General features: G+C 40.2%; 26 protein-coding genes, 2 tRNA genes and 1 pseudogene. 10 read left to right on the forward strand and 19 right to left on the reverse strand.

What is annotated here, in order from left to right:
• Positions 1-30: 30 nt before the first annotated feature.
• The 3 genes from CFPU101_RS06485 to CFPU101_RS06495 all read right to left on the reverse strand — a co-directional run bounded on the left by CFPU101_RS06485 (position 31) and on the right by CFPU101_RS06495 (position 2,295).
• Entirely contained in the window at positions 31-615 is a 585-nt protein-coding gene (locus CFPU101_RS06485; protein WP_206814514.1) for a general stress protein, read from the reverse strand.
• Between the two features lie 130 nt (positions 616-745).
• A complete protein-coding gene (locus CFPU101_RS06490) occupies positions 746-1,378 on the reverse strand; it encodes a Uma2 family endonuclease (RefSeq protein ID WP_206814515.1) in 633 nt (210 codons plus the stop codon).
• Positions 1,375-2,295, reverse strand: coding sequence for a histone deacetylase (locus tag CFPU101_RS06495; RefSeq protein ID WP_206814516.1), 921 nt, complete (start codon positions 2,293-2,295; stop codon positions 1,375-1,377). Before CFPU101_RS06495 ends, CFPU101_RS06490 begins: the two co-directional genes overlap by 4 nt.
• Positions 2,296-2,303: 8 nt before the next feature.
• On the opposite strand from CFPU101_RS06495, the gene CFPU101_RS06500 reads away from it, so the two are divergent.
• Complete coding sequence (locus CFPU101_RS06500; RefSeq protein ID WP_206814517.1) at positions 2,304-3,182, forward strand: alpha/beta fold hydrolase; 879 nt, start codon at positions 2,304-2,306, stop codon at positions 3,180-3,182.
• Positions 3,183-3,185: 3 nt separating this feature from the next.
• Here CFPU101_RS06500 and CFPU101_RS06505 read toward each other — a convergent pair whose 3' ends face one another.
• The gene (locus tag CFPU101_RS06505) at positions 3,186-4,100 is read right to left on the reverse strand and encodes a tetratricopeptide repeat protein (RefSeq protein ID WP_206814518.1); all 915 of its coding nucleotides are present in this window, start codon (positions 4,098-4,100) and stop codon (positions 3,186-3,188) included.
• A gap of 151 nt (positions 4,101-4,251) precedes the next feature.
• Here CFPU101_RS06505 and CFPU101_RS06510 point away from each other — a divergent pair, with 151 nt between their 5' ends.
• Both CFPU101_RS06510 and CFPU101_RS06515 read left to right on the forward strand, forming a co-directional pair.
• Entirely contained in the window at positions 4,252-4,620 is a 369-nt protein-coding gene (locus CFPU101_RS06510) for a phasin family protein (RefSeq protein WP_206814519.1), read from the forward strand.
• Positions 4,621-4,731: 111 nt separating this feature from the next.
• Positions 4,732-5,109: a hypothetical protein gene (locus tag CFPU101_RS06515; protein WP_206814520.1), complete on the forward strand. Its 378-nt coding sequence runs from the start codon at positions 4,732-4,734 to the stop codon at positions 5,107-5,109.
• 58 nt (positions 5,110-5,167) lie between these two features.
• Here the strand turns inward: CFPU101_RS06515 and CFPU101_RS06520 are convergent, their stop codons facing one another.
• The 3 genes from CFPU101_RS06520 to CFPU101_RS06530 form a co-directional block, all read right to left on the reverse strand.
• On the reverse strand, positions 5,168-5,422 hold the full coding sequence (locus CFPU101_RS06520; protein WP_206814521.1) for a helix-turn-helix domain-containing protein: 255 nt from the start codon (positions 5,420-5,422) through the stop codon (positions 5,168-5,170).
• Positions 5,423-5,701: 279 nt separating this feature from the next.
• A complete protein-coding gene (locus CFPU101_RS06525; protein WP_206814522.1) occupies positions 5,702-6,964 on the reverse strand; it encodes an FAD-dependent oxidoreductase in 1,263 nt (420 codons plus the stop codon).
• Positions 6,965-7,081: 117 nt separating this feature from the next.
• Complete coding sequence (locus CFPU101_RS06530; RefSeq protein WP_206814523.1) at positions 7,082-8,074, reverse strand: ribose-phosphate pyrophosphokinase; 993 nt, start codon at positions 8,072-8,074, stop codon at positions 7,082-7,084.
• A gap of 236 nt (positions 8,075-8,310) precedes the next feature.
• Here CFPU101_RS06530 and bioD point away from each other — a divergent pair, with 236 nt between their 5' ends.
• The 3 genes from bioD to CFPU101_RS06545 all read left to right on the forward strand — a co-directional run bounded on the left by bioD (position 8,311) and on the right by CFPU101_RS06545 (position 10,156).
• Positions 8,311-8,994, forward strand: a complete 684-nt coding sequence (gene bioD, locus CFPU101_RS06535) for a dethiobiotin synthase (RefSeq protein WP_206814524.1) — start codon at positions 8,311-8,313, stop codon at positions 8,992-8,994.
• 190 nt (positions 8,995-9,184) lie between these two features.
• On the forward strand, positions 9,185-9,355 hold the full coding sequence (locus CFPU101_RS06540) for a hypothetical protein (protein WP_206814525.1): 171 nt from the start codon (positions 9,185-9,187) through the stop codon (positions 9,353-9,355).
• 60 nt (positions 9,356-9,415) lie between these two features.
• The gene (locus CFPU101_RS06545) at positions 9,416-10,156 is read left to right on the forward strand and encodes a DUF561 domain-containing protein (RefSeq protein ID WP_206814526.1); all 741 of its coding nucleotides are present in this window, start codon (positions 9,416-9,418) and stop codon (positions 10,154-10,156) included.
• Between the two features lie 65 nt (positions 10,157-10,221).
• Here CFPU101_RS06545 and CFPU101_RS06550 read toward each other — a convergent pair whose 3' ends face one another.
• Both CFPU101_RS06550 and ruvB read right to left on the reverse strand, forming a co-directional pair.
• Complete coding sequence (locus CFPU101_RS06550) at positions 10,222-11,055, reverse strand: choice-of-anchor W domain-containing protein (RefSeq protein ID WP_206814527.1); 834 nt, start codon at positions 11,053-11,055, stop codon at positions 10,222-10,224.
• Positions 11,056-11,165: 110 nt separating this feature from the next.
• Positions 11,166-12,233, reverse strand: coding sequence for a Holliday junction branch migration DNA helicase RuvB (gene ruvB / locus CFPU101_RS06555; protein ID WP_206814528.1), 1,068 nt, complete (start codon positions 12,231-12,233; stop codon positions 11,166-11,168).
• Positions 12,234-12,290: 57 nt separating this feature from the next.
• On the opposite strand from ruvB, the pseudogene hisF reads away from it, so the two are divergent.
• The 3 genes and pseudogenes from hisF (at position 12,291) to CFPU101_RS06570 (ending at position 13,469) form a co-directional block, all read left to right on the forward strand.
• Positions 12,291-13,072: pseudogene (hisF, locus tag CFPU101_RS06560) on the forward strand (imidazole glycerol phosphate synthase subunit HisF).
• A gap of 61 nt (positions 13,073-13,133) precedes the next feature.
• On the forward strand, positions 13,134-13,334 hold the full coding sequence (locus CFPU101_RS06565) for a hypothetical protein (protein ID WP_206814529.1): 201 nt from the start codon (positions 13,134-13,136) through the stop codon (positions 13,332-13,334).
• A 62-nt stretch (positions 13,335-13,396) separates the two neighbouring features.
• Positions 13,397-13,469, forward strand: a tRNA-Ala gene (locus CFPU101_RS06570).
• A gap of 36 nt (positions 13,470-13,505) precedes the next feature.
• On the opposite strand, the gene CFPU101_RS06575 is transcribed toward CFPU101_RS06570, so the two are convergent.
• The 10 genes from CFPU101_RS06575 to CFPU101_RS06620 form a co-directional block, all read right to left on the reverse strand.
• Positions 13,506-13,952: a cupin domain-containing protein gene (locus tag CFPU101_RS06575; RefSeq protein ID WP_206814530.1), complete on the reverse strand. Its 447-nt coding sequence runs from the start codon at positions 13,950-13,952 to the stop codon at positions 13,506-13,508.
• 90 nt (positions 13,953-14,042) lie between these two features.
• Entirely contained in the window at positions 14,043-14,657 is a 615-nt protein-coding gene (locus CFPU101_RS06580; RefSeq protein ID WP_206814531.1) for an antibiotic biosynthesis monooxygenase, read from the reverse strand.
• A gap of 125 nt (positions 14,658-14,782) precedes the next feature.
• Positions 14,783-14,902: a photosystem II reaction center protein J gene (locus CFPU101_RS06585; protein WP_106455915.1), complete on the reverse strand. Its 120-nt coding sequence runs from the start codon at positions 14,900-14,902 to the stop codon at positions 14,783-14,785.
• A 47-nt stretch (positions 14,903-14,949) separates the two neighbouring features.
• Positions 14,950-15,069 carry a photosystem II reaction center protein L gene (locus CFPU101_RS06590; protein ID WP_013324414.1) on the reverse strand — a complete coding sequence of 40 codons (120 nt, stop codon included), beginning with the start codon at positions 15,067-15,069 and terminating at the stop codon, positions 14,950-14,952.
• 12 nt (positions 15,070-15,081) lie between these two features.
• Complete coding sequence (gene psbF / locus CFPU101_RS06595; RefSeq protein ID WP_106455913.1) at positions 15,082-15,216, reverse strand: cytochrome b559 subunit beta; 135 nt, start codon at positions 15,214-15,216, stop codon at positions 15,082-15,084.
• Positions 15,217-15,246: 30 nt separating this feature from the next.
• Positions 15,247-15,492: a cytochrome b559 subunit alpha gene (gene psbE, locus CFPU101_RS06600; protein ID WP_206814532.1), complete on the reverse strand. Its 246-nt coding sequence runs from the start codon at positions 15,490-15,492 to the stop codon at positions 15,247-15,249.
• 83 nt (positions 15,493-15,575) lie between these two features.
• Positions 15,576-16,583 carry a photosynthesis system II assembly factor Ycf48 gene (locus tag CFPU101_RS06605; RefSeq protein ID WP_206814632.1) on the reverse strand — a complete coding sequence of 336 codons (1,008 nt, stop codon included), beginning with the start codon at positions 16,581-16,583 and terminating at the stop codon, positions 15,576-15,578.
• A gap of 80 nt (positions 16,584-16,663) precedes the next feature.
• Positions 16,664-17,011, reverse strand: a complete 348-nt coding sequence (locus CFPU101_RS06610; RefSeq protein ID WP_206814533.1) for a rubredoxin — start codon at positions 17,009-17,011, stop codon at positions 16,664-16,666.
• A 53-nt stretch (positions 17,012-17,064) separates the two neighbouring features.
• Complete coding sequence (locus CFPU101_RS06615; protein ID WP_206814534.1) at positions 17,065-17,850, reverse strand: RNA methyltransferase; 786 nt, start codon at positions 17,848-17,850, stop codon at positions 17,065-17,067.
• An 11-nt stretch (positions 17,851-17,861) separates the two neighbouring features.
• A tRNA-Leu gene (locus CFPU101_RS06620) sits at positions 17,862-17,945 on the reverse strand.
• Between the two features lie 174 nt (positions 17,946-18,119).
• Between CFPU101_RS06620 and murA the strand changes: the two genes are divergently transcribed.
• Complete coding sequence (gene murA, locus CFPU101_RS06625; RefSeq protein WP_206814535.1) at positions 18,120-19,454, forward strand: UDP-N-acetylglucosamine 1-carboxyvinyltransferase; 1,335 nt, start codon at positions 18,120-18,122, stop codon at positions 19,452-19,454.
• The last annotated feature ends 52 nt before the right edge of the window (positions 19,455-19,506 follow it).

Consider the following 19,506-nt stretch of genomic DNA (forward strand, 5'->3'; position numbering starts at 1 on the left):
TGACTTGACTAAATTACCAACAAATGTTATCTAGATTTCTGGATTAATTTTCTCGGGGATTACTGTTCCACGATCATAACGTCGTCTATTGCCTACATCATAGATATTCCAGTCTCTAATACCATGACGTTGGAAAATTGAACCTGCTCGATCAATATTATCCAGTGTTCCTTCTACTGTCACTAAATATCTACCCTGAGAGATGTGTTCATTGTAGTCCTTTGCTTCATCTTCAGGAATTCCTAAATTCGCCAAAGCACCTACCAAACCACCAGCAGCAGCACCAATACCTGCACCCGCTAAAGTCGCGGCCAAGGTTCCAGCAGCCAAGAAAGGCCCAACCCCTGGTATCAGTAAAGCTTCTAAACCAACGAGTAAACCACCAACACCGCCTAAAACAGTACCTGTAACGGCACCGACACCCGCGCCCTCTTTTGCTTCTCCCTTGCTGGTTTCGTTGATCTGCGCTCCACCTAAATTATCGCCAGTTTCTGCATTCTTTCCTAATACAGAAACATGATCCATATTAAAGCCAGAATCTCGAAGATCATTCAGTGCTGCTTCAGCGTCACGTCTACTAGAAAAGGTTCCTACAGCCCGTAAAGATTGTTGCATAGTCATATCCCCTCTTGTAATACAAATTGAGTTCGTTTTGTTCTAGTTTCGCCTCAATTTGCCTAAAACCCCCTCTACCCGAAGTTGTTTCAAGATCTCTATCATCAGGATGGTGTTGTTAAAATAATAACTAGCTAATTTGGTTTCTTAATTCTTTTAGCATTTTACTGGCTCCCCGTTCTATTGCCTGTTGTACCCACACTGGAATCATGTCAACTAAAGATAGATTGGGAAAAGTCGGACTATTTAATACTTCTTTGTAATTACCATTTTCAAAAATATATATTTTCAGTTGGTTATTATTATAAATCCAGATTTCGGGGACACCAATGGCTGTATAAGCATCAAAATTAGTTAAGGATGTAACATCAGACTCAATTACTAAATCTGGAGGCGGATAAATTTCTAAATCCATATGGATACAGCCTCTGATTTGAGCAGCATTTTGGATATAAAAACAGGTATCTGGTTCAACTCCTGCTATTTTGGGGCGTTTGAAGGTTGTCGAACCAAAATCATCCCAGTCTCGTCCCTCCATATCAAGAAGCGTTTTGACTATATCAGCAATAATACGATGTGGGCGTTCATGAATCGCTAAAGGTGACATAATTTCTAACGTACCTTGGTAATAAGTTAGGCGCAAACAACGACTTTCACCAAGTTCCGTCAGAATAGTTTCATAGTCGTCCCAAGTTAGATGATGGATACTAATCACACTTCCAGCAGTTAGTTGAATAGCTTTAATCGGAATTGCGATCGTCATCTTTTCACAAATGGTTCTAATGTTGCGACAACAGATTGTGCTAACGCTTCTAAATCGTAACCGCCTTCTAAGCCAAAAAGGATCGGACAATTGAGAGTTAATAGATATTGAGTAAATACGCCATAATCACTGGGTTTAAGATTAATCGATGCCAGGGGATCAGCTTCATTCGCATCATATCCTGCACTAATAATCAATAAATCTGGAGAGAATTTGAGTAAAAAGGGTAAAACTTGTTTTTCAAAAGCCACTTGATAATCACTCAACGTACTTTCGCTCAACATGGGAATATTTAACACATTATCAAATTTTCCTTTGTCACTCGCACGCCCTGTACCAGGATAACAAGGAAATTGATGGAGGGAACAATAAGCAATATTCGGGTGATTTTCGACAATATTTTCGGTACCGTTGCCGTGATGCACATCCCAGTCTAGAATAGCAACTCGATTAATATTAGGTTTTTCTAAAGCATATTGCGCCGCGATCGCAGCATTAGAAAACAAACAAAATCCCATCCCTGTTTTTTGTGTCGCATGATGACCAGGGGGACGGGCTAAAATAAAAGCGGGTTCATGTGTCGTTAGAACTTGATCAACACCATCTAACCAAGCACTAACAGCCAGTAAAGCTATTTCATAACTTTTTGCAGAAACAGGGGTATCACCGTCGAGCATTCCGCCACCCTTTTCGGCAATCTGTCGTATTCTATCGATATGCGCTAGGGTATGACACTTTTCTATGTACGGTATAACGTCTCTTTTGTCAATAGATATTGGTAAATTCCATTGTAATTGATCCGCCCATGCTGCTTGATGGAGTGCTGTAGTGATCGCTGTTAAACGCGCTGGTTTTTCGGGGTGAAATAATCCCGTATCATGTTGAAGGAACTCATCAGAATAAATAACAGAAATCATAGTATTAGATGCTATTTGAACACTTTACCAGACATATCCTAGATGTTAATGGTATCCCGATTCATTTCGTCATGGGGGGTCAAGGCTTTCCATTATTGTTATTACACGGCTATCCACAAACTCATGTCATGTGGCATAAAATCGCCCCTCTTTTTGCCCAACAGTTTACAGTCATTGCACCAGATTTAAGAGGGTATGGTGACAGTTATAAGCCCTTAGACAATGGTGATCATAGCAACTATTCTAAACGAGTGATGGCAAGTGATCAGGTTAATTTAATGTCTATGTTAGGTTTTAAGAAATTTTATTTGGTGGGACACGATCGCGGTGCTAGAGTTGCCCATCGTCTGACTTTAGATTATCCCAAAAAAGTCAAAAAATTAGCTTTATTAGATATTGTGCCAACCGATGACGTTTTTCGACTCGCTGATCAAGAGATGGCGACAGCTTATTATCACTGGTTTTTTCTCATACAGCCACATCCCTTTCCAGAAACGTTAATCGGTGCAAATCCTCATTATTTTTTAGAGCATTGTTTAAAAAGTTGGGGACGTGATTTTACAGCATTTACCCCCGAAGCATTAGCCGAATATCAGCGATGTTTCCAAGATCCGATGATGATTCATGGCACCTGTTCAGATTATCGGGCTGCGGCTACCATTGATTTAGAACACGATCAATCTATAGGACAACAAAAGATCGAATGTCCATTGTTGGTTTTATGGGGAAAACAAGGATTTTTAGCGAAAAAATACCATGTTTTAGAACTTTGGCAGCAACGAGCAATCAATGTTACTGCCAAAGCCATCAATTGCGGTCATTTTTTAGCCGAAGAAGCACCCCATGAAACCTATCAAGCTATACAGCAATTTTTAGAGAAAAATTAATCATTACCCAATTGTCGTATCAAATTCTGACAAAACTTTCCGTAGTTTTTGGATCATTTTGTAAACTTGATGATCTTGGTGCGGCAAATATTGTATCCCTAAGCGAAAATCATCTAAGGCAGCTTGAAGAGAGCCTAATCGTTGATGAATCATGCCACGATTGATATAGGCTTCTCCGTGACGAGGATTATGTTTCAACACTGCGGAAAAATCGGCGATCGCTTGTTGATAGTTTTTATTCCTAGAACACGCGCAACCTCGATTATACAAAGCAAGTGAATTATGATCATCTAACTGTATCGCTTGGTTAAAATTCAACATCGCAGTTGTAAAATTACCCAAGTTTAAATAAGCTAAACCGCGATCGTTATAAACAATCGATAATTGATCTTGAGTCGCATGATCCATTTGTTGGGTAGCTTGATCATAATCGGCGATCGCCTGTAAGGGTTGTCCAAGTGCCGTATAAGCCAAACCACGATTATAATAAGCCAAATAAGCCTCATGATCTAATTGTATGGCTGTGGTAAAGTCTGTGATTGCTTTTTGATATTGTCCCAATCGATACAAGGCTAAACCCCGATTAATATAAACCGTAGGATTATTCGTCTTGTGTTGTATGGCTAGAGTACAATCTTGATCAGCGTGTTGGTATTGCTCCAGACTCAGCCACACCACACAACGATTGCTATAAGCAGCATCTATCTGTTTTCCTTGTTCAATAGCTTCTGTGAAGTTTTGTAATGCTTTTTGATAGTGTCCCTGTTGCATTTGGACAATTCCTTGCTCAAATTCATTCGAGACTGTTGGATGAGCATAGGCAATTTTTGAATTGAAAAGACAAGAGATGAAGCAGAAGACAATTAAGCAAGATACCTGAATGACTTTTCGCTTTAAGAATTGAAATAAAGTGACCAATTTAACTCACGCCTCAATCTTCCTTTTCATTATGGAAAAATTTTTCAAGAGGTGTCAAACGACCATTGGTCAAACAAAGCCATACCAGTTTACCATCAAGATTTCGTATCCTAGTAAATGTAAGCTAATTGTGATAGAAGGATCAACGATTATGGCAGGTCTTGGTGATTGGGTACAAAAAGCGGTGTACTTAGGAGTAGGTATTGCTTCGTATGGCATGGAAAAAGCAGGAGTTACCCTACAGGAATTAAAAACACAAACACAAAAAATTGCTGATGAAATGGTAGCACGCGGAGAAATGACCGCAGAAGAAGCGCGTCGTTATGTTGATGAGATGGTACAACAGGCACAGCAACAAGTTAACGCATCTCCTGAAACTAATGAACGTAAAGAACCGCGTCCGATTGAAATCATTTCAGATGATGAAGAATCACCATCTACAGCAACAGATGACGTAGATCACCTCAGAAAACAGGTAGAATCGTTACAAGATGAACTCCGTAATTTAAAAAGAGAGTAAGGCAATTGTAGGGTATTTGGAATTAAGCTAATTTTTTCCTGATACTAGGCATGAATGCTTCTTGACTTGCTTTTTTTGGCAACTATATTACAGATTAATAGGATCACAGCAATGGACGACTGGCAAAAAGAATTTTGGGATGTTGTAGACTCGGTAGCGCAAGGAATTGAACAGTTTGTGCAAGAAGTCCAAAACGCAGTAGAAGAAATACATAACGAAATTGCCACCGATATCGAACAATTTATCGAGGAGGTTTTTTCAATTGAATTAGAATTGCGGATCGATGAAAATGATTTATTTCCCGATCATTGGGGGGAACTTAGTGATTGGCTAGTTAATCCTAGAGTAGATCCAGATCCAACAACACACCCTGCTTGTGTCGGTTGTCAAAACTATCATGGTCGGATTTATGGGGGAAATTTACTGGTTTGTGCGATGCACCCCTACGGATGGCAAGATGATCATTGTCCAGATAAAGAAACTAAATAATACAAAAATAATAAAAGGTGAGTCTACCCACCTTTTATTATTACTTTCCTAGCATCACTCAACATTTAGCTCGTTGCTTCCAAGGAATTTTACGATGATCCTTTAAAGTTTTTGGCCCGTGTTGATTATATCGTCGAATAATGCCTAGCGCGTAATCATAATCTATATTTAGCGTTTCGGCAGCTTGTCGAATGTTCGGTGAGTGAGCAACTTGTAATAATAATTGCCAGCGACGACATTCGATCGGATCTTGGCAATCTTGATAATGTTGCTCAATTTCACTCATGGTTAGATGTTTACGCAAACGTTTCATATCTTCGCTAGTGATTATCCTATAGGTTAGGGAACAATAATCGGACGAACAATCAAGGTAGGATAATTATTCAATTAGTATACAAATATGAAGTTTACTTGAAAACCTTTGAGCTATCAATTTTTCCTATATTTGCTTTTTTTTCGTTAAAGATATTTTTTCCTCATCCAGTTTCTTGCATAAATGAAGGAAAAATGGTATAGTTTAATCGAAAAATATTGCTTTGTCGATGTAGACAAAACTAATAAAATACTAGAATTTTTAGCATAATTTTTCTAATTAGATGTTGTTCTTGAGTCCTGAAAACTCATCCTTTAAATGGACAGGAAATAGCCCAAAGCCGATAATTCTAGGGAAAAGATTCCGAAACAAGGGAAGCCTTAAAAATGCTGGAGCTTTAAAAGTTTGTTGCTCATCTAAAGCACTTTTAATGAGACGTTGCTGTAATAAAGATTGAAAAGCTTGAATAAATCGTGTTGGGATTTCCCGTCGTCGTTGTACTGCGGCTAAATCCTTGTCTTGTATCTGTTTATTTTTTAAAGGCTGAGTGAGAATATTAGCGGTTGTGACTGCATCTTGGATCGCATAGTTAATCCCGACACCACCGACAGGAGACATCACATGAGCCGCATCACCAATTAATAGTAGTCCAGAACGATACCAACAGGGTACAAAACTTGATTCTACGGATAGAAAAGCGATTTGATGCCAGTCTTGTAAAGTATCGGCTCTGTCTTTGAATTCTGGCATGACTTCAACCAAATTTTGACGAAATTTCGCTAATCCCTCGGTTCTGACTTGCTGATAGCCACCTTTAGGAATAATATAAGCGACCTGCCATTGCTCAGAGCGATCTAAAAGTGCTAACATTTTTCCTTTACCAACCCGTCCATTTAATCCAGACCCATCTTCAGGTAGACGAGGAATACGGAACCACAACACATCCATCGGTGCCGAAGATTGAACGGGTTTTAATCCTGCGAGTTCCCTAACACGAGAATGACGACCATCTGCACCAATTGTGAGCAGTGCCTTGACTTCGTGCCATCCTCCCTGACCTCGATAACGTACACCAGCAATGCTATCATCTTCTTCTATTAATTCCTGCACATTAGCCCCAAGAACCAGCCGAAAATGAGGATATTGTTTCGCTTCTTCGATTAAAAACTCTAAGAACCGCGCTTGCGGCATGATGGTGACATAAGGATAATGGGTTTTAAGATGACTAAAATCGGCAGTAAAAGAAATATCTTGCTCAGTTGTCCGTAAGGTCAGTTGGTCAATTTTTGTATGAGGCAATTGTAACAAACGATCGGCTAATCCTAATTGTTCCATAATTTCCATCGTTAGCGGATGGATGGTATCGCCTCGAAAGTCTCGATCAAAATCTTTATGTGTTTCTAGCAACGTAACTGAGATGCCTTGTCGTGCCAAAAGCAATGATAACAGAACGCCAGCAGGGCCGCCACCTACGATACAACAATCGGTTTGCTGTGTATCAATAATTTGATGAGTAGAAAGAAATGAGGATTGAAGAATCATTTGTCACCTCCTGATTAATTTGCTTTCATTAAGCAAAACCCTAAAATCGGAAGACTTACAAAGATAAGACTTCAAAGCATCAATTTTATAATTTATTTATGCTTTGAAGGTTATTGACTAGCGAAACATACTACTCACGGAACTATCTTCATGAATCCGCCAAATTGCCTCGCCCAATATATTCGCAACCGATAGAATTGTAAGCTGATCGAATCGTTGTTCAGAAGCAAGCGGAATCGTATTAGTTACCATGACTTCTTCTAGGATACCGCTTGAAAGCCGTGAAATAGCAGGGCCACTAAAAACCGCATGAGTCGCACAAGCATATACTTGTCTTGCGCCTTTTTCCCGCAGCAGTTTAGCTCCTTCTAGGATGGTTCCAGCCGTATCAATCATATCATCGACTAAAACGGCTGTTTTTCCTTGAACATCGCCAATCACATTCATGACTTCTGCTACATTATGGCTTTGTCGGCGTTTGTCAATAATGGCTAATGGTGCTTCATTGAGTTTTTTCGCAAAGGCTCTCGCTCTGGCAACACCCCCCACATCTGGAGAAACAACCACTAAGTCTTCTAGCTGTTTACTATTAATATAGTCAATTAATACAGGAGTACCATATACATGATCACAAGGAATATCGAAATAACCTTGAATTTGGGCTGAGTGCAGATCCATTGCTAAGACTCGATTAGCCCCTGCTTCAGTGATCAGATTAGCCATCAGTTTAGCAGCGATCGATTCACGGCCAGCCGTTTTGCGATCAGCCCGTGCATAGCCATAATAGGGAATGACGGCGGTAATTTGTCTCGCTGAGGCCCTACGACAAGCATCAACCATGATCAACAATTCCATCAAGTGATCATTAACTGGTTTGCAACAGGGTTGAATCAGATAAACATCACACCCGCGAATCGACTCTTGAATCTGGATGTATAATTCACCGTCAGCAAAGTGCTTACGAATCATTGGCCCGACATCCATTCCCAAATAACGGGCGATCTCTTGGGCTAAAGGTACGTTTGCTGATCCCGAAAACAGACGCAAACGATGATTATCCGATAGGGGTTGAACCATCGGTTGAAGTGTTAAAGTAGCAGAATAGCTCACAGCAGACTATTTACCCTCAACTTACGGCAGTTTTTTCTATCATCTCAGGTTTTAGACGATTCTGAGAATGAATTATCTCATCTAAATCATAACTAATTAATTTTTTATCTGGTGTAATATATGTTCAACTTTTTTAACTGTTTTTTTTCTGACGACTGTGACTTAAATCACAGCGTTAATACGGTTGATCGCTTTCCTCTTTCACTGACTCCAAAAATTTAAGGAATTGTTTTTTTATGAAGGCTTTATTAGTGACTGGAACTGATACAAATGTAGGGAAAACTGTATTTACTTCGACTTTAATTGCCTATTGGTTGAATTATTATCCTAATCAACCTCTGGGTTTGATGAAACTAATGCAGACGGGTTTTGGCGATCGTGAATTGTATAATGATTTATTTGGCACTCATCAATCGATTGAAATTGTTACGCCTTTAAAGTTTACTGCTCCTCTTGCTCCGCCAATTGCTGCTCAAAAAGAAGGAAAAATAGTCGATTTAAAGACGGTTTGGCAGGCGTTTTGTTCCTTAATTCAAAACAAAGATTTTATGATTGTTGAAGCTTTAGGAGGATTAGGATCACCCGTCACTGATGAATTAACGGTAGCGGATCTGGCTGGAGAATGGCGATTAAATACAGTATTAGTGGTTCCAGTGCAATTGGGTGCGATCGGTGCTGCGGTGGCTAATGTCGCTTTAGCCCGTCAAGCTAAAATTAATCTAAAAGGAATCGTTCTTAATTGCGTTCAACCAACGACAGCAGAAGAAATTACCGATTTAACGCCAATTGATTTGATTCAATCTTTAACACATATCCCCGTGTTAGGTGTTGTTCCTCATTTTAGTGAGCCTCACGATTTGGCTAAACTGACACAAGTCGCGGCTCAGTACGATTTAGAAGTCTTGTTCAACAAGATTTGATAATGAAATTAGACCTATCTCATTAGACAGATAAATAACTGTCTAGTCTTTTTCCCGATTAAAATTAGATCTCGTTAAGATACAATAAGTAAACCAAGATCAATAAGTAATTATAACTATTGGTTCTTTTCTATGTACATCATAGATTCTGAACAAACTTAAAAAATAATAGTTCAATTTAGATCGAACAATGCTAACAACTACTACAGAAGATCCCTCCCTAACTAAAGTAATGCAAGTGTATCAAGCCGATCAGCAGGTTAAATATCTACACCTACAAGCTGAAATCGAAGTTTTACTACAACATCTCAAAACAGTAGGACAGCAAAAGCAACAAGAAAAAACACTCGCACAAGTTTAACCGCAAACGAATATAAAATGGGACAATGGTTCTATTATCAGCAAAAGAATCAGAATAACCATGCAATTGAAATTACAACAAGCTATAGCGCAAAGAAAGGCTCTTAAAGTCATTAGCGGCTTGAACAATTTTAATATTGAGAACGTGACGAATGTTGTTAAAGCGGCTGAAATCGGCGGAGCTACATTTGTCGATATTGCTGCTGATCCAGATTTAGTACATTTGGTTCGTCAAATCATTAGTCTTCCGATTTGTGTTTCAGCCGTTGAACCCGAATTATTGCTAAAAGCTGTTGAAGCTGGCGCAGATTTAGTGGAAATCGGTAATTTTGATAGTTTTTATGCTCAAGGCAGACGGTTTGAAGCGCAAGAAGTTTTAGCGTTAACTCAGCAAACTCGCGCCTTGATGCCAGAGATTACCCTTTCAGTTACAGTCCCTCATATTTTGCCCTTAGATGAACAGGTTGAACTCGCTGAAGCTTTAGTAGCTTCTGGTGCAAACTTGATTCAAACAGAAGGCGGTACCAGCAGTCAGCCAAAAAATGCAGGAACTCTAGGCTTAATCGAAAAAGCGGCACCCACTCTAGCGGCAGCTTACAGTATCTCTCGTGCTGTATCTGTTCCAGTATTGTGTGCTTCTGGTTTATCGAGTGTTACAATTCCTATGGCGATCGCATCTGGCGCGTCTGGTGTTGGGGTTGGTTCTGCAATTAATCAACTAAACGATCCAGTTGCCATGATGGCAAGCGTTCGGAGTTTAGTAGAAGCTTTAGAAAACAGTTCTGTTACGGTTCGAGGCTAAATTTTCCAAAATACTAAAGAAGGTGGGCAAGTGCGATCGCTCACCTTTTTTGTCTCGTTTTTGCTTTAAAGTTGACGTTTTAATTTCAAAGAAGCCCCTAATAGTCCTACGGATAATAAGCCTATTAAAGTATGGGGTTCAGGAACAGAAGCCACGCCTACATCTTCGCCTAGAGGTGAGTCATAGGCTTTGAGTTTAATAGCAATATGACTTCCTGCACCCCGAACACCCAAAGGCTGTGGATTAGGAGCATTTGCGTTCCAGCCAATACTAACCGTACCTGTCACCGATGTAATGGGTACTAATGTTGTAAAGTCGTCCTCATCTACTCCTTCAAAATATCTGCTAAAAGTCGGCCGAGTGCCAAGACGAGCGTTAATACTAGCAACATTAGTCGGGGAATTTTCTACCAGTACCGTTTCACCATTAATGGTACTAATGTTGAGGGTTGTTCTAGAATTCGCTACAACTTGTCCCGTTTTAGATTTAACGTTAGCAAATAAACCCATTCTGTCCCAAGGTAAACCCACTAAATTACTGGGTAATGTATAGATCGAAGTCTGATTATTAAAGTTAAAGGTCGCTTGTCCTGTTGCCTGATTGTAGGTAATTGACCACGAAATCGCCATATTACGCTGCCAATCAACTTGGATGGTTGGGTTAGCGGCTCCTACATTGGCTCCATTGGGCCCGATCGCTGCTTCATAGTCTCCTAAACCATGTGTGCCAGCCCGCCATTCTACCTCGAATAGTTTTGGTAAGTTAATAAAGGGATTTGCTGGATTGGTGCCTTCTGCGATTGTGTTTAACACATAAGCTTGAGCGGGAATAGATAGCACAGAAACACCCGCGATCACAATTCCTATTGTTGCAGGGATGGTTAAAATCTTATTATTCATACCTAAGTATAGTTTTCTAAAATATGAATTACGACTAAGATAATAACCTGATTTTTTTATATAGAATGCGTTAATTTACTGTAAATTAATCATCGTTTTTTTTTTAATAATTAAAATAGCGGTAATTGCGATGTACTTTTTGCGATTCCTAAATGTTGATAAGCGTCTTCTGTAGCGACTCGACCTCGTGGTGTACGATTGAGATAGCCAATTTGTAAAAGATACGGTTCGTAAACATCTTCAATCGTTCTCGCATCTTCTCCAGTCGCGGCGGCAACCGCTTCTAGTCCAACGGGGCCGCCTTTAAATTGTTTAATAATGGTATTTAAAACAAGTCGATCTGTCCAATCAAGTCCTTTTTGATCGACATTTAATTGTTCGAGAGCTTCAGCCGCTAAGTGTTGAGTAATACAATTTTCTTGTTTGACTTGAACATAGTCTCTAACTCGCTTTAATAAACGATTAGCAATTCGTGGGGTACCACGTGAACGTCTGGCAATTTCTTTAGCCCCTGTTTCGTCAATTATTGTATTAAGTATTTTTGCCGTTCTTAAAATAATTAAGGTGAGTTCTTCGGGTTCATAAAAGCGTAACCGTTGAATCAGTCCAAAGCGATCACGTAATGGTGAGGTTAAGGCTCCGATTTTTGTGGTTGCGCCAATCAGGGTAAAGCGAGGTAATGCAATACTTTGTATTTTGGCGGTTTTTCCTTTTCCTGTAGTGAGATCTAAACGATAATCCTCCATCGCAGGATAAAGTAATTCTTCTGTAACACGATTAAGACGATGGATTTCATCGATAAATAGAATGTCACCTAGTTTAAGATTGATTAATAGTCCCATAATGTCCCTCGGACGTTCTAGGGCGGGTGCGGCCGTAATTTTACAATTGACTCCCATCTCGGCTGCTAAAATTAAAGACATTGTAGTTTTTCCCAGTCCTGGGGGCCCGTACAACAACAAGTGATCAAGTGCTTCTTTTCGGGCAATTGCTGCTTGAATTGTGATTTTTAGGCTGTTTTTCAGGTCTTGTTGTCCGATATAATCGTCTAGTGTAGTCGGACGAATTGATTCTTCGATGCTTTCTGTTTCTTCAATGGCAGGACTCGCTGATAATAAATTGGCTTCTTTGCGTTGCGGGGCATGAGATGAAGAATCGGATAAACTTTTAATCGCCATAATAGATTGAGGATACGACTCGTTTTTATGCTACCAAAAGAGGCAGAGAGTAAGTTTATGTTAGCCAAGCGCATTTTACCTTGTCTGGATGTTAATAAAGGTCGAGTGGTGAAAGGAGTTAATTTTGTAGATCTCAAAGATGCTGGAGATCCAGTAGAATTGGCTCGACTTTATAACGAAGCGGGTGCGGATGAGTTGGTCTTTCTCGATATTACCGCAAGCTATGAAGATCGAGATACGATCATAGATGTTGTCTATCGTACCGCAGAACAGGTGTTTATTCCTTTGAGGTTGGCGGAGGAATTCAATCCTTAGAAAATATTAAAAATTTGTTACGTGCAGGAGCAGATAAAGTCAGTATTAATTCGACGGCAGTACGCAATCCAGATTTTATTAATCAAGCAAGCGATCGCTTTGGAAAACAGTGTATTGTCGTTGCAATTGACGCAAGAAGGCGAAAAAATCCTGATCATCCAGGCTGGGATGTTTATGTAAAAGGCGGTCGGGAGAATACGGGAATTGATGCGATCGCATGGGCAGTTGAAGTGACCGAACGAGGAGCGGGTGAATTGTTAATTACCAGTATGGACGCAGATGGAACCCAAGCAGGGTATGACTTAGAGTTAACAAGTCAGATCGCGCAACAAGTAGAAATTCCAGTCATTGCCTCGGGTGGTGCGGGTAATTGTGAACATATATATCAAGCTCTCACAGAAGGACGGGCCGAAGCCGCTTTGTTAGCATCTTTGTTACATTACGGTCAATTGACGATAGAACAGGTGAAATCCTATCTAGCCCAACACCAAGTCCCGATTCGACCTGTTGCAAAAACTTTATAAAATCTCAGATGACTACTAGATTTCTGTATTAGAATAGAAAAAAGTTTACACTTTTTAAAATATGTTGATACCAATTCTAATATTTGACGTTGCTTTGGTGGCGTGGTCACTCCACTTAATGCAAGAAGCGATCACACAGCAAGAATTCTCTTTAATGCTGGCTGGAACTTTGGTAGCTCTATCCGCAGCAGCGATGTTAGTAGTCTATTTTCTGATGGGTCATTGTCTGGCTTACTTGACTCAGATTCCTTATCATGGCTAATCTTTGCTTAAGGAACTTGACAAAGTTTAATAAATGAGTTTATAATAATCAACGGACTGTAAGGGGATATAACTCAGTTGGTAGAGTGTCACAATGGCATTGTGAAAGTCAGCGGTTCGAGTCCGCTTATCTCCATATCTATAAGATTTGTTTTTTGGAATCTATTTAAGGCTAATGCTCATGATTTAGCTCGTAGAGTACGACATTTTCTTGCTCATTTGGATCATTGCGAGATACCAGCGCATGAGCAGGTTCGGTAGCACTTAGATTATAGGGTTGATGGGGTACACCTGGAGGAATGAAAATAAAATCACCCGCCTCATTAATCACTGATTTTTTTAAACCTTTACCATAACGAGTTTCAACGCGACCTTTAATCAGATAAATTGCAGTTTCATAGTCACGGTGATAATGAGGTTTCGCTGTACCATTTGGGGGAATAATGACAAAATTCATTGATATTCCTTTAGCACCTGCTGTTTTTTGCGAGATACCAACAAAATACGGCAATTGTTGGCGCGTCATCGTTTCAGTATCAGGACGTATCGTCACAACCTCGGTTGAATTGTGATCTAGTGTTTCAGAAGTTTGGGAAAATGAATCGTTGTTTACGGTCATGACATACCTTCCTTTGTAATCTCAGTTTCAATATGTCATTGATAACATATCAAATAAATTTCATCAGTGATTTGCTAGAAAAGTCTATTATTAGGTAGTAAATACGACTTCATGTAATGTTTTCTGATATTCGTTGTCTGCTAAATCAAGCATTTCCCCAAAAAGAGGAGAAAAAGGGCGGTTTGTATCCATTGCTGTAAAATCTTCTAATGATTTCCAATGACCGAAATTAATACAACGCCATCCATCAAGACTACGGTGAGCATGAGTCGAGATGAGTCCTGCTTGTCCTGATACCATTTTAAGAGCTTGACGAAATAACTCAATAAATCGAGGTTGATTTGAGGGGTGTTTCATCTTAAAAATTCCAAAGTTAATCAATCCATCCATACCAGAAGATAAACGCAATACGCTTTCTTCGGGTTCTGCGGCAAAGATTTCAAATAGGTGAACATCTGGAGAATTAAAATCTGTGAAGGGTTGGGTAGGAATATAAGCTTTTTGATTGTTCCATTGGACATAACTGGTTACTCTTAGTCCATCACGACTTTGAAGAACTGCACCAGAAATAAAACCCTCATGATGCTTCAGGTTAGATTCAAGGTTTTGGATGGCGTGTTCTACAAGACTAGATTGATTGTCAGGTTCTACAGGAAATACCGCAAACTCAGCTAGTAACCCGTTAGCTTTACTAATAATCGTCATTTGAAATTTTAGAAAACTGCTATTTTACTCTAGTCGATCTTTTATGCTCATTGTCATTTTCACATACGAAAAACCGCCAGATTTTTGATTAATCTTAGCGGTTTTATGCCTAATAAAAAACGAAATTACATTGAAGAACCTAAACCTGCGTAGGCTCCATAGAAGAAAATTCCGACAACAGTGATAATACCCATACCAGCGATCGTTGCTACGATCCAAAGGGGAATTCTGCCTTGTGCGAACATGATTTTATCCTCCTAATTGCTTGATAAAAATGATTGAACGGATTCGTCTAGTTAAAGAAATAACTGGAGAATAGAATACCTAGAACAGCAATCAGTAGTAAACCGAGGTATAAAGAAGTACGGTTTAATTCAACTGGCTGTCTGTTAGGGTTAGTATTTCTGTCCATTTTTCGCTTCTCCTATCGCTGAATAAATTGCATTGCGGTGATTGCGCCAATGAAAAAGACGCTAGGAACAGCTAACGTATGAACCGCTAACCATCTGACGGTAAAAATTGGGTAAGTAATGGGTTGATTGGGATTTTGGGTCGCCATCGTCTGAATGCTCCTGATTTGATTTAAGATTTACTGATTAAACTCTTTAATTTCTTGACTCGCTTTATAGCGGTCAGTAATAATGGGTAATTCTTGACGATCTTGGGTAAAGTATTCATCAGGACGAGGGGTACCAAAAGCATCATAAGCTAGACCTGTGCTGACAAATAACCAACCCGCGATAAATAACATAGGAATGGTGATGCTGTGAATAATCCAGTAACGAACACTGGTAATAATGTCACCAAACGGGCGTTCTCCAGTACTACCTGACATAATCTGTTCTCTCCTACAAGGGTGATAGATGAAAAAAAAATCCAATGTCTATAATAGAGAATTATCTTGTCTCTACACAAGATTTAGGCTGCTTCGGCTTTGGGCGTATACTTGAGTACTATCCCATCTTGGCCAAGAATAAAGCCTTGATCTGAATTGATAAAATCGATTTTATAGAAATTAGTGGGTACGCTTTCTACTTCTCGATCTTTTTGCCAAGTTTTCCCGCCATCGAAGCTAACCAGTAAATTACCGCTACCACCTGCAACCCAAAGTTCTTCGGGAGTGCGATTAGTGATATCGAGTAATCCCCAACTGGTGCCAGGTTCGGGATAAATTACTTCATCCCATGCGTTTTCATCATCGAGGCTAGTTGCGTCAGGGTTGCTAAATTGAAGTTGTCCACCTCTAGCAATTAACCAAAGACGACCATCTTCACTGTAACCCATGCGCTGCAAACGACGTGATGAATTACGATTATAGGGTTTCCACTCTGAATCCCCAGGGGCCCAAGTTGAGTAGAAATTTCCTCTAGCCGACACAGCCACATATTTACCATCGGATGAACGTTCAATCGTGCGGGCTACGCCGACTGCACCTTCTACTAAGGCTTGCCAAGTGCGACCACCGTTTGTAGTACGGTAAATCGCTCCTAAATCAGTGACCATTTCAGCCGTTTTCGGGCCTAGGGCAATAATGCCATCGGGTGCGCCGGGTAATTTGTCACTTAGGGGAATCCGTGACCAATTTTTCCCACCATCCTCTGTATGTAATAGGATAGCAGGTTTACCCGTGATCCAGCCTTCTTGACCGTTAAAGCTAACTGCATTAAAGCTAACTTTTTCGTCTCCAAGGTCTAGCTTTCTATCTTGCCAAGTGTCTCCCCCGTCAGTCGTTTCAAAAAGAGCATTTTTGGTACCGACTAACCAACCATGACGACTATCTGAGGTAAAGGCGACATCGGAAAAGGTGGCATCTGTTTGTAAGTTCACTACTTTCCAAGGATTATAGCTAATCGAGGGTAGGCGACTACAACTGATACACAATACACAAACGATCAGTAATATTACAATTTGTTTTAGTTTTCTCATTAATAAATTCATAGACCGTTAAAGAAAAGCAGGGTTTTTCGGATGCCCTGAATTTAAAGAAAAATTTATCGCATGGCAGCTTAGTTTAATGTATATAAACTGAGAAAGAAGAGAAACGCTAAAACGAGTCCTCCATAAATCAGAAGACTTTTTTGACCTGGTGTCAAGTTATTGACTCCTAGACCGTACTGTAGGTTTTCCTGAAAACCCGATGGTGCATTAGTCGCCCCAACATTGGTAAATTGGGAACGAGGAACACCACATACAGGGCATTTCCAATTAATCGGTAACTCTTCAAATGGAGTCCCTGCCTCAATCCCAGCTTTACTATCCCCTTTATCGGGTTCGTAGACGTAGCCGCAGGCACGACATTCGTAATTTGGTGAGGCAAGTTCTGCCAGTGTGAGTTCTTTGGGTCGCTCGCTCATGGCTTTAAAAATTAAGCAAATCTTTAAACTCTGTTACAAATTATCGCACAAAGTTACACTTTCATCTTTTGTCGTAAGGCTTCGTATAAAATGACGGCAGTGGCGATCGCTACATTTAAGGATTCTACTTGACCGCCCAAAGGTATTTTAATGGTTTGATCGGCTAATGCGGTTAAAGTATCTGATAATCCTGCTCCTTCATTACCCAATAAGATTAAAGTTGGTTGAGTGTAATCGATTTCCCAATGGAGTTTAGTGGCACTAGGTAATGTAGCGATAATTTGGACACCTTGAACTCGATAATTTTGGATCAACTCTTCTAAATTTTCACTCACCATCATCGGTAAACGAAACCATTCACCCGCCGAGGAACGAATCACTTTAGGATTGTCTAAATCTACACTATCTTGACTTAAAAAAATGTGATCAACTTCTGTCGCTGCTGCTGTACGGATAATTGTTCCTAAATTCCCTGGATCTTGGATACGTTCAATCATTAAGCCTAATTGAAGTGTTGACGGTGGACTGCTAGAAAATGATTTTCGTTCGACTGTAGCAATAACACCATCAGGATGAACAGTGGTTGCTAGTGCCTCCAAAACCTCGGGCGTAACGATTTCAACTCTTTTCGCTTTTTTTACGAGTTTTTCAGATAATTGTAAGTGCTGTTCTTGCCATTGTAGAGTAAAGCAAACGGTAAGAATGGAACTATCCACCGCGCAGGCCGTCTCAAGCAGATGTGTTCCTTCTATTAAGAATAGATGAAGTTCTCGTCTTCCTTTAGGACGGTGTAATAAACGGATCTGTTTAACAAGGGGATTCTGTAAACTGCTAATCATCTTTTTGGCGATGCGGAACTCGGGACTTGAACCCGAAAGTCCTTGCGAACACTAGAACCTGAATCTAGCGCGTCTACCAATTCCGCCAGTTCCGCAGTATCTACACACAAACAATCATTATAATCAATCTAAAAAGATAAGTCAATCTTTCTTAAGGATGACTATTTTTAGAAAGAATATCAGACAAAATTGTCGAAAAATCCGATATGATTCTCTAGGTTCTGGAGGATTTAATCATAAAATACTCACTTAGAATAACGGATAATTCCATGCTCATCGAAGACAATCAACCCTATCTTGAAATTGTGGGACGGACTCCTTTATCAGGAGAAGTCATCATCAGTGGTGCCAAGAACTCAGCCCTAGCGATTATGGCAGGAGCCTTATTGTGTTCCGATGAATGCCGAATTAGTAACGTTCCATCTCTTGCGGACATTGCTCGTATGGGACAAATTTTATCAGCTTTGGGGATCAAAATTACTCAACACGGTAATACTTTAGACATTGATGCGCGTCATTTGGTTCAATCTCACGCGCCTTATGATCTAGTTTCTCAAATGCGGGCGAGTTTTTTCGTCATTGGGCCTTTATTAACCCGTTTAGGTGAGGCCAAAGTACCACTACCTGGTGGGTGTGCGATCGGTGCTAGACCTGTCGATCTTCATGTCAGAGGACTTCAGGCGATGGGGGCGGATGTTTATATTGAGCATGGAATTGTCCACGCCAGTGTTAAAGGCAGTCGGAAACGTTTAACGGGAGCTAAGATCTATCTAGATTATCCGAGTGTGGGAGCCACCGAAACGATTATGATGGCAGCAACCCTAGCAGACGGGATCACCATCATCGAAAATGCAGCCAAAGAACCTGAAGTATCGGACTTAGCGAATTTCTGTAATTCAATGGGGGCAAAAATTCAAGGCGCAGGAACCGATACGATTGTTATCGAAGGGGTAAAACGTTTAGGCACGACTGATTATCCAATTATTAGCGATCGCATTGAAGCAGGTACCTTTTTAATTGCAGGTGCGATCACTCATTCTGAAATTAGTCTTTATCCCGTCTTAAGCGAACATTTAGTCCCTGTGATTGCGAAATTAAAGGAAATTGGCACAAAAATCGTTATTGAAGACACTAATCGTTTACGTGTCATTCCAAGGGAACTAAAAGCGGCTGATATCGAAACCTTACCCCATCCTGGTTTCCCGACAGATATGCAGGCTCAGTTCATGGCATTATTAACCCTCAGTGAAGGAAGTAGCGTCGTTACTGAAACTGTTTTTGAAAACCGTCTGCGTCATGTGGCTGAATTAAAACGGATGGGAGCCGATATTAAAGTTAAAGGAAATGTGGCTTTAGTACAAGGTGTTCCGTTCCTATCTGGTGCGCCCGTTATGGCGACTGATTTACGCGCTTCTGCGGCTTTAGTAGTAGCGGGTTTAGCAGCACAAGGTACAACAATTATCCAAGGATTACATCATCTCGATCGCGGTTACGACAATATTGAAGCCAAATTACAAAGATTAGGGGCTTCTTTACGGCGCGTCAATCCTTTAGTAGATCAGTCTTCTAACGTTTTGCTCACAAAGACTGAAGTAATGTCTTAAGTATTTAGGTGGGCTAAGCTCACCTAATTTTTTTAAAATTAAGATGAATTAA

Source organism: Chroococcus sp. FPU101 (assembly GCF_017312365.1).
In the GTDB taxonomy this organism is placed as follows: domain Bacteria; phylum Cyanobacteriota; class Cyanobacteriia; order Cyanobacteriales; family Microcystaceae; genus Chroococcus.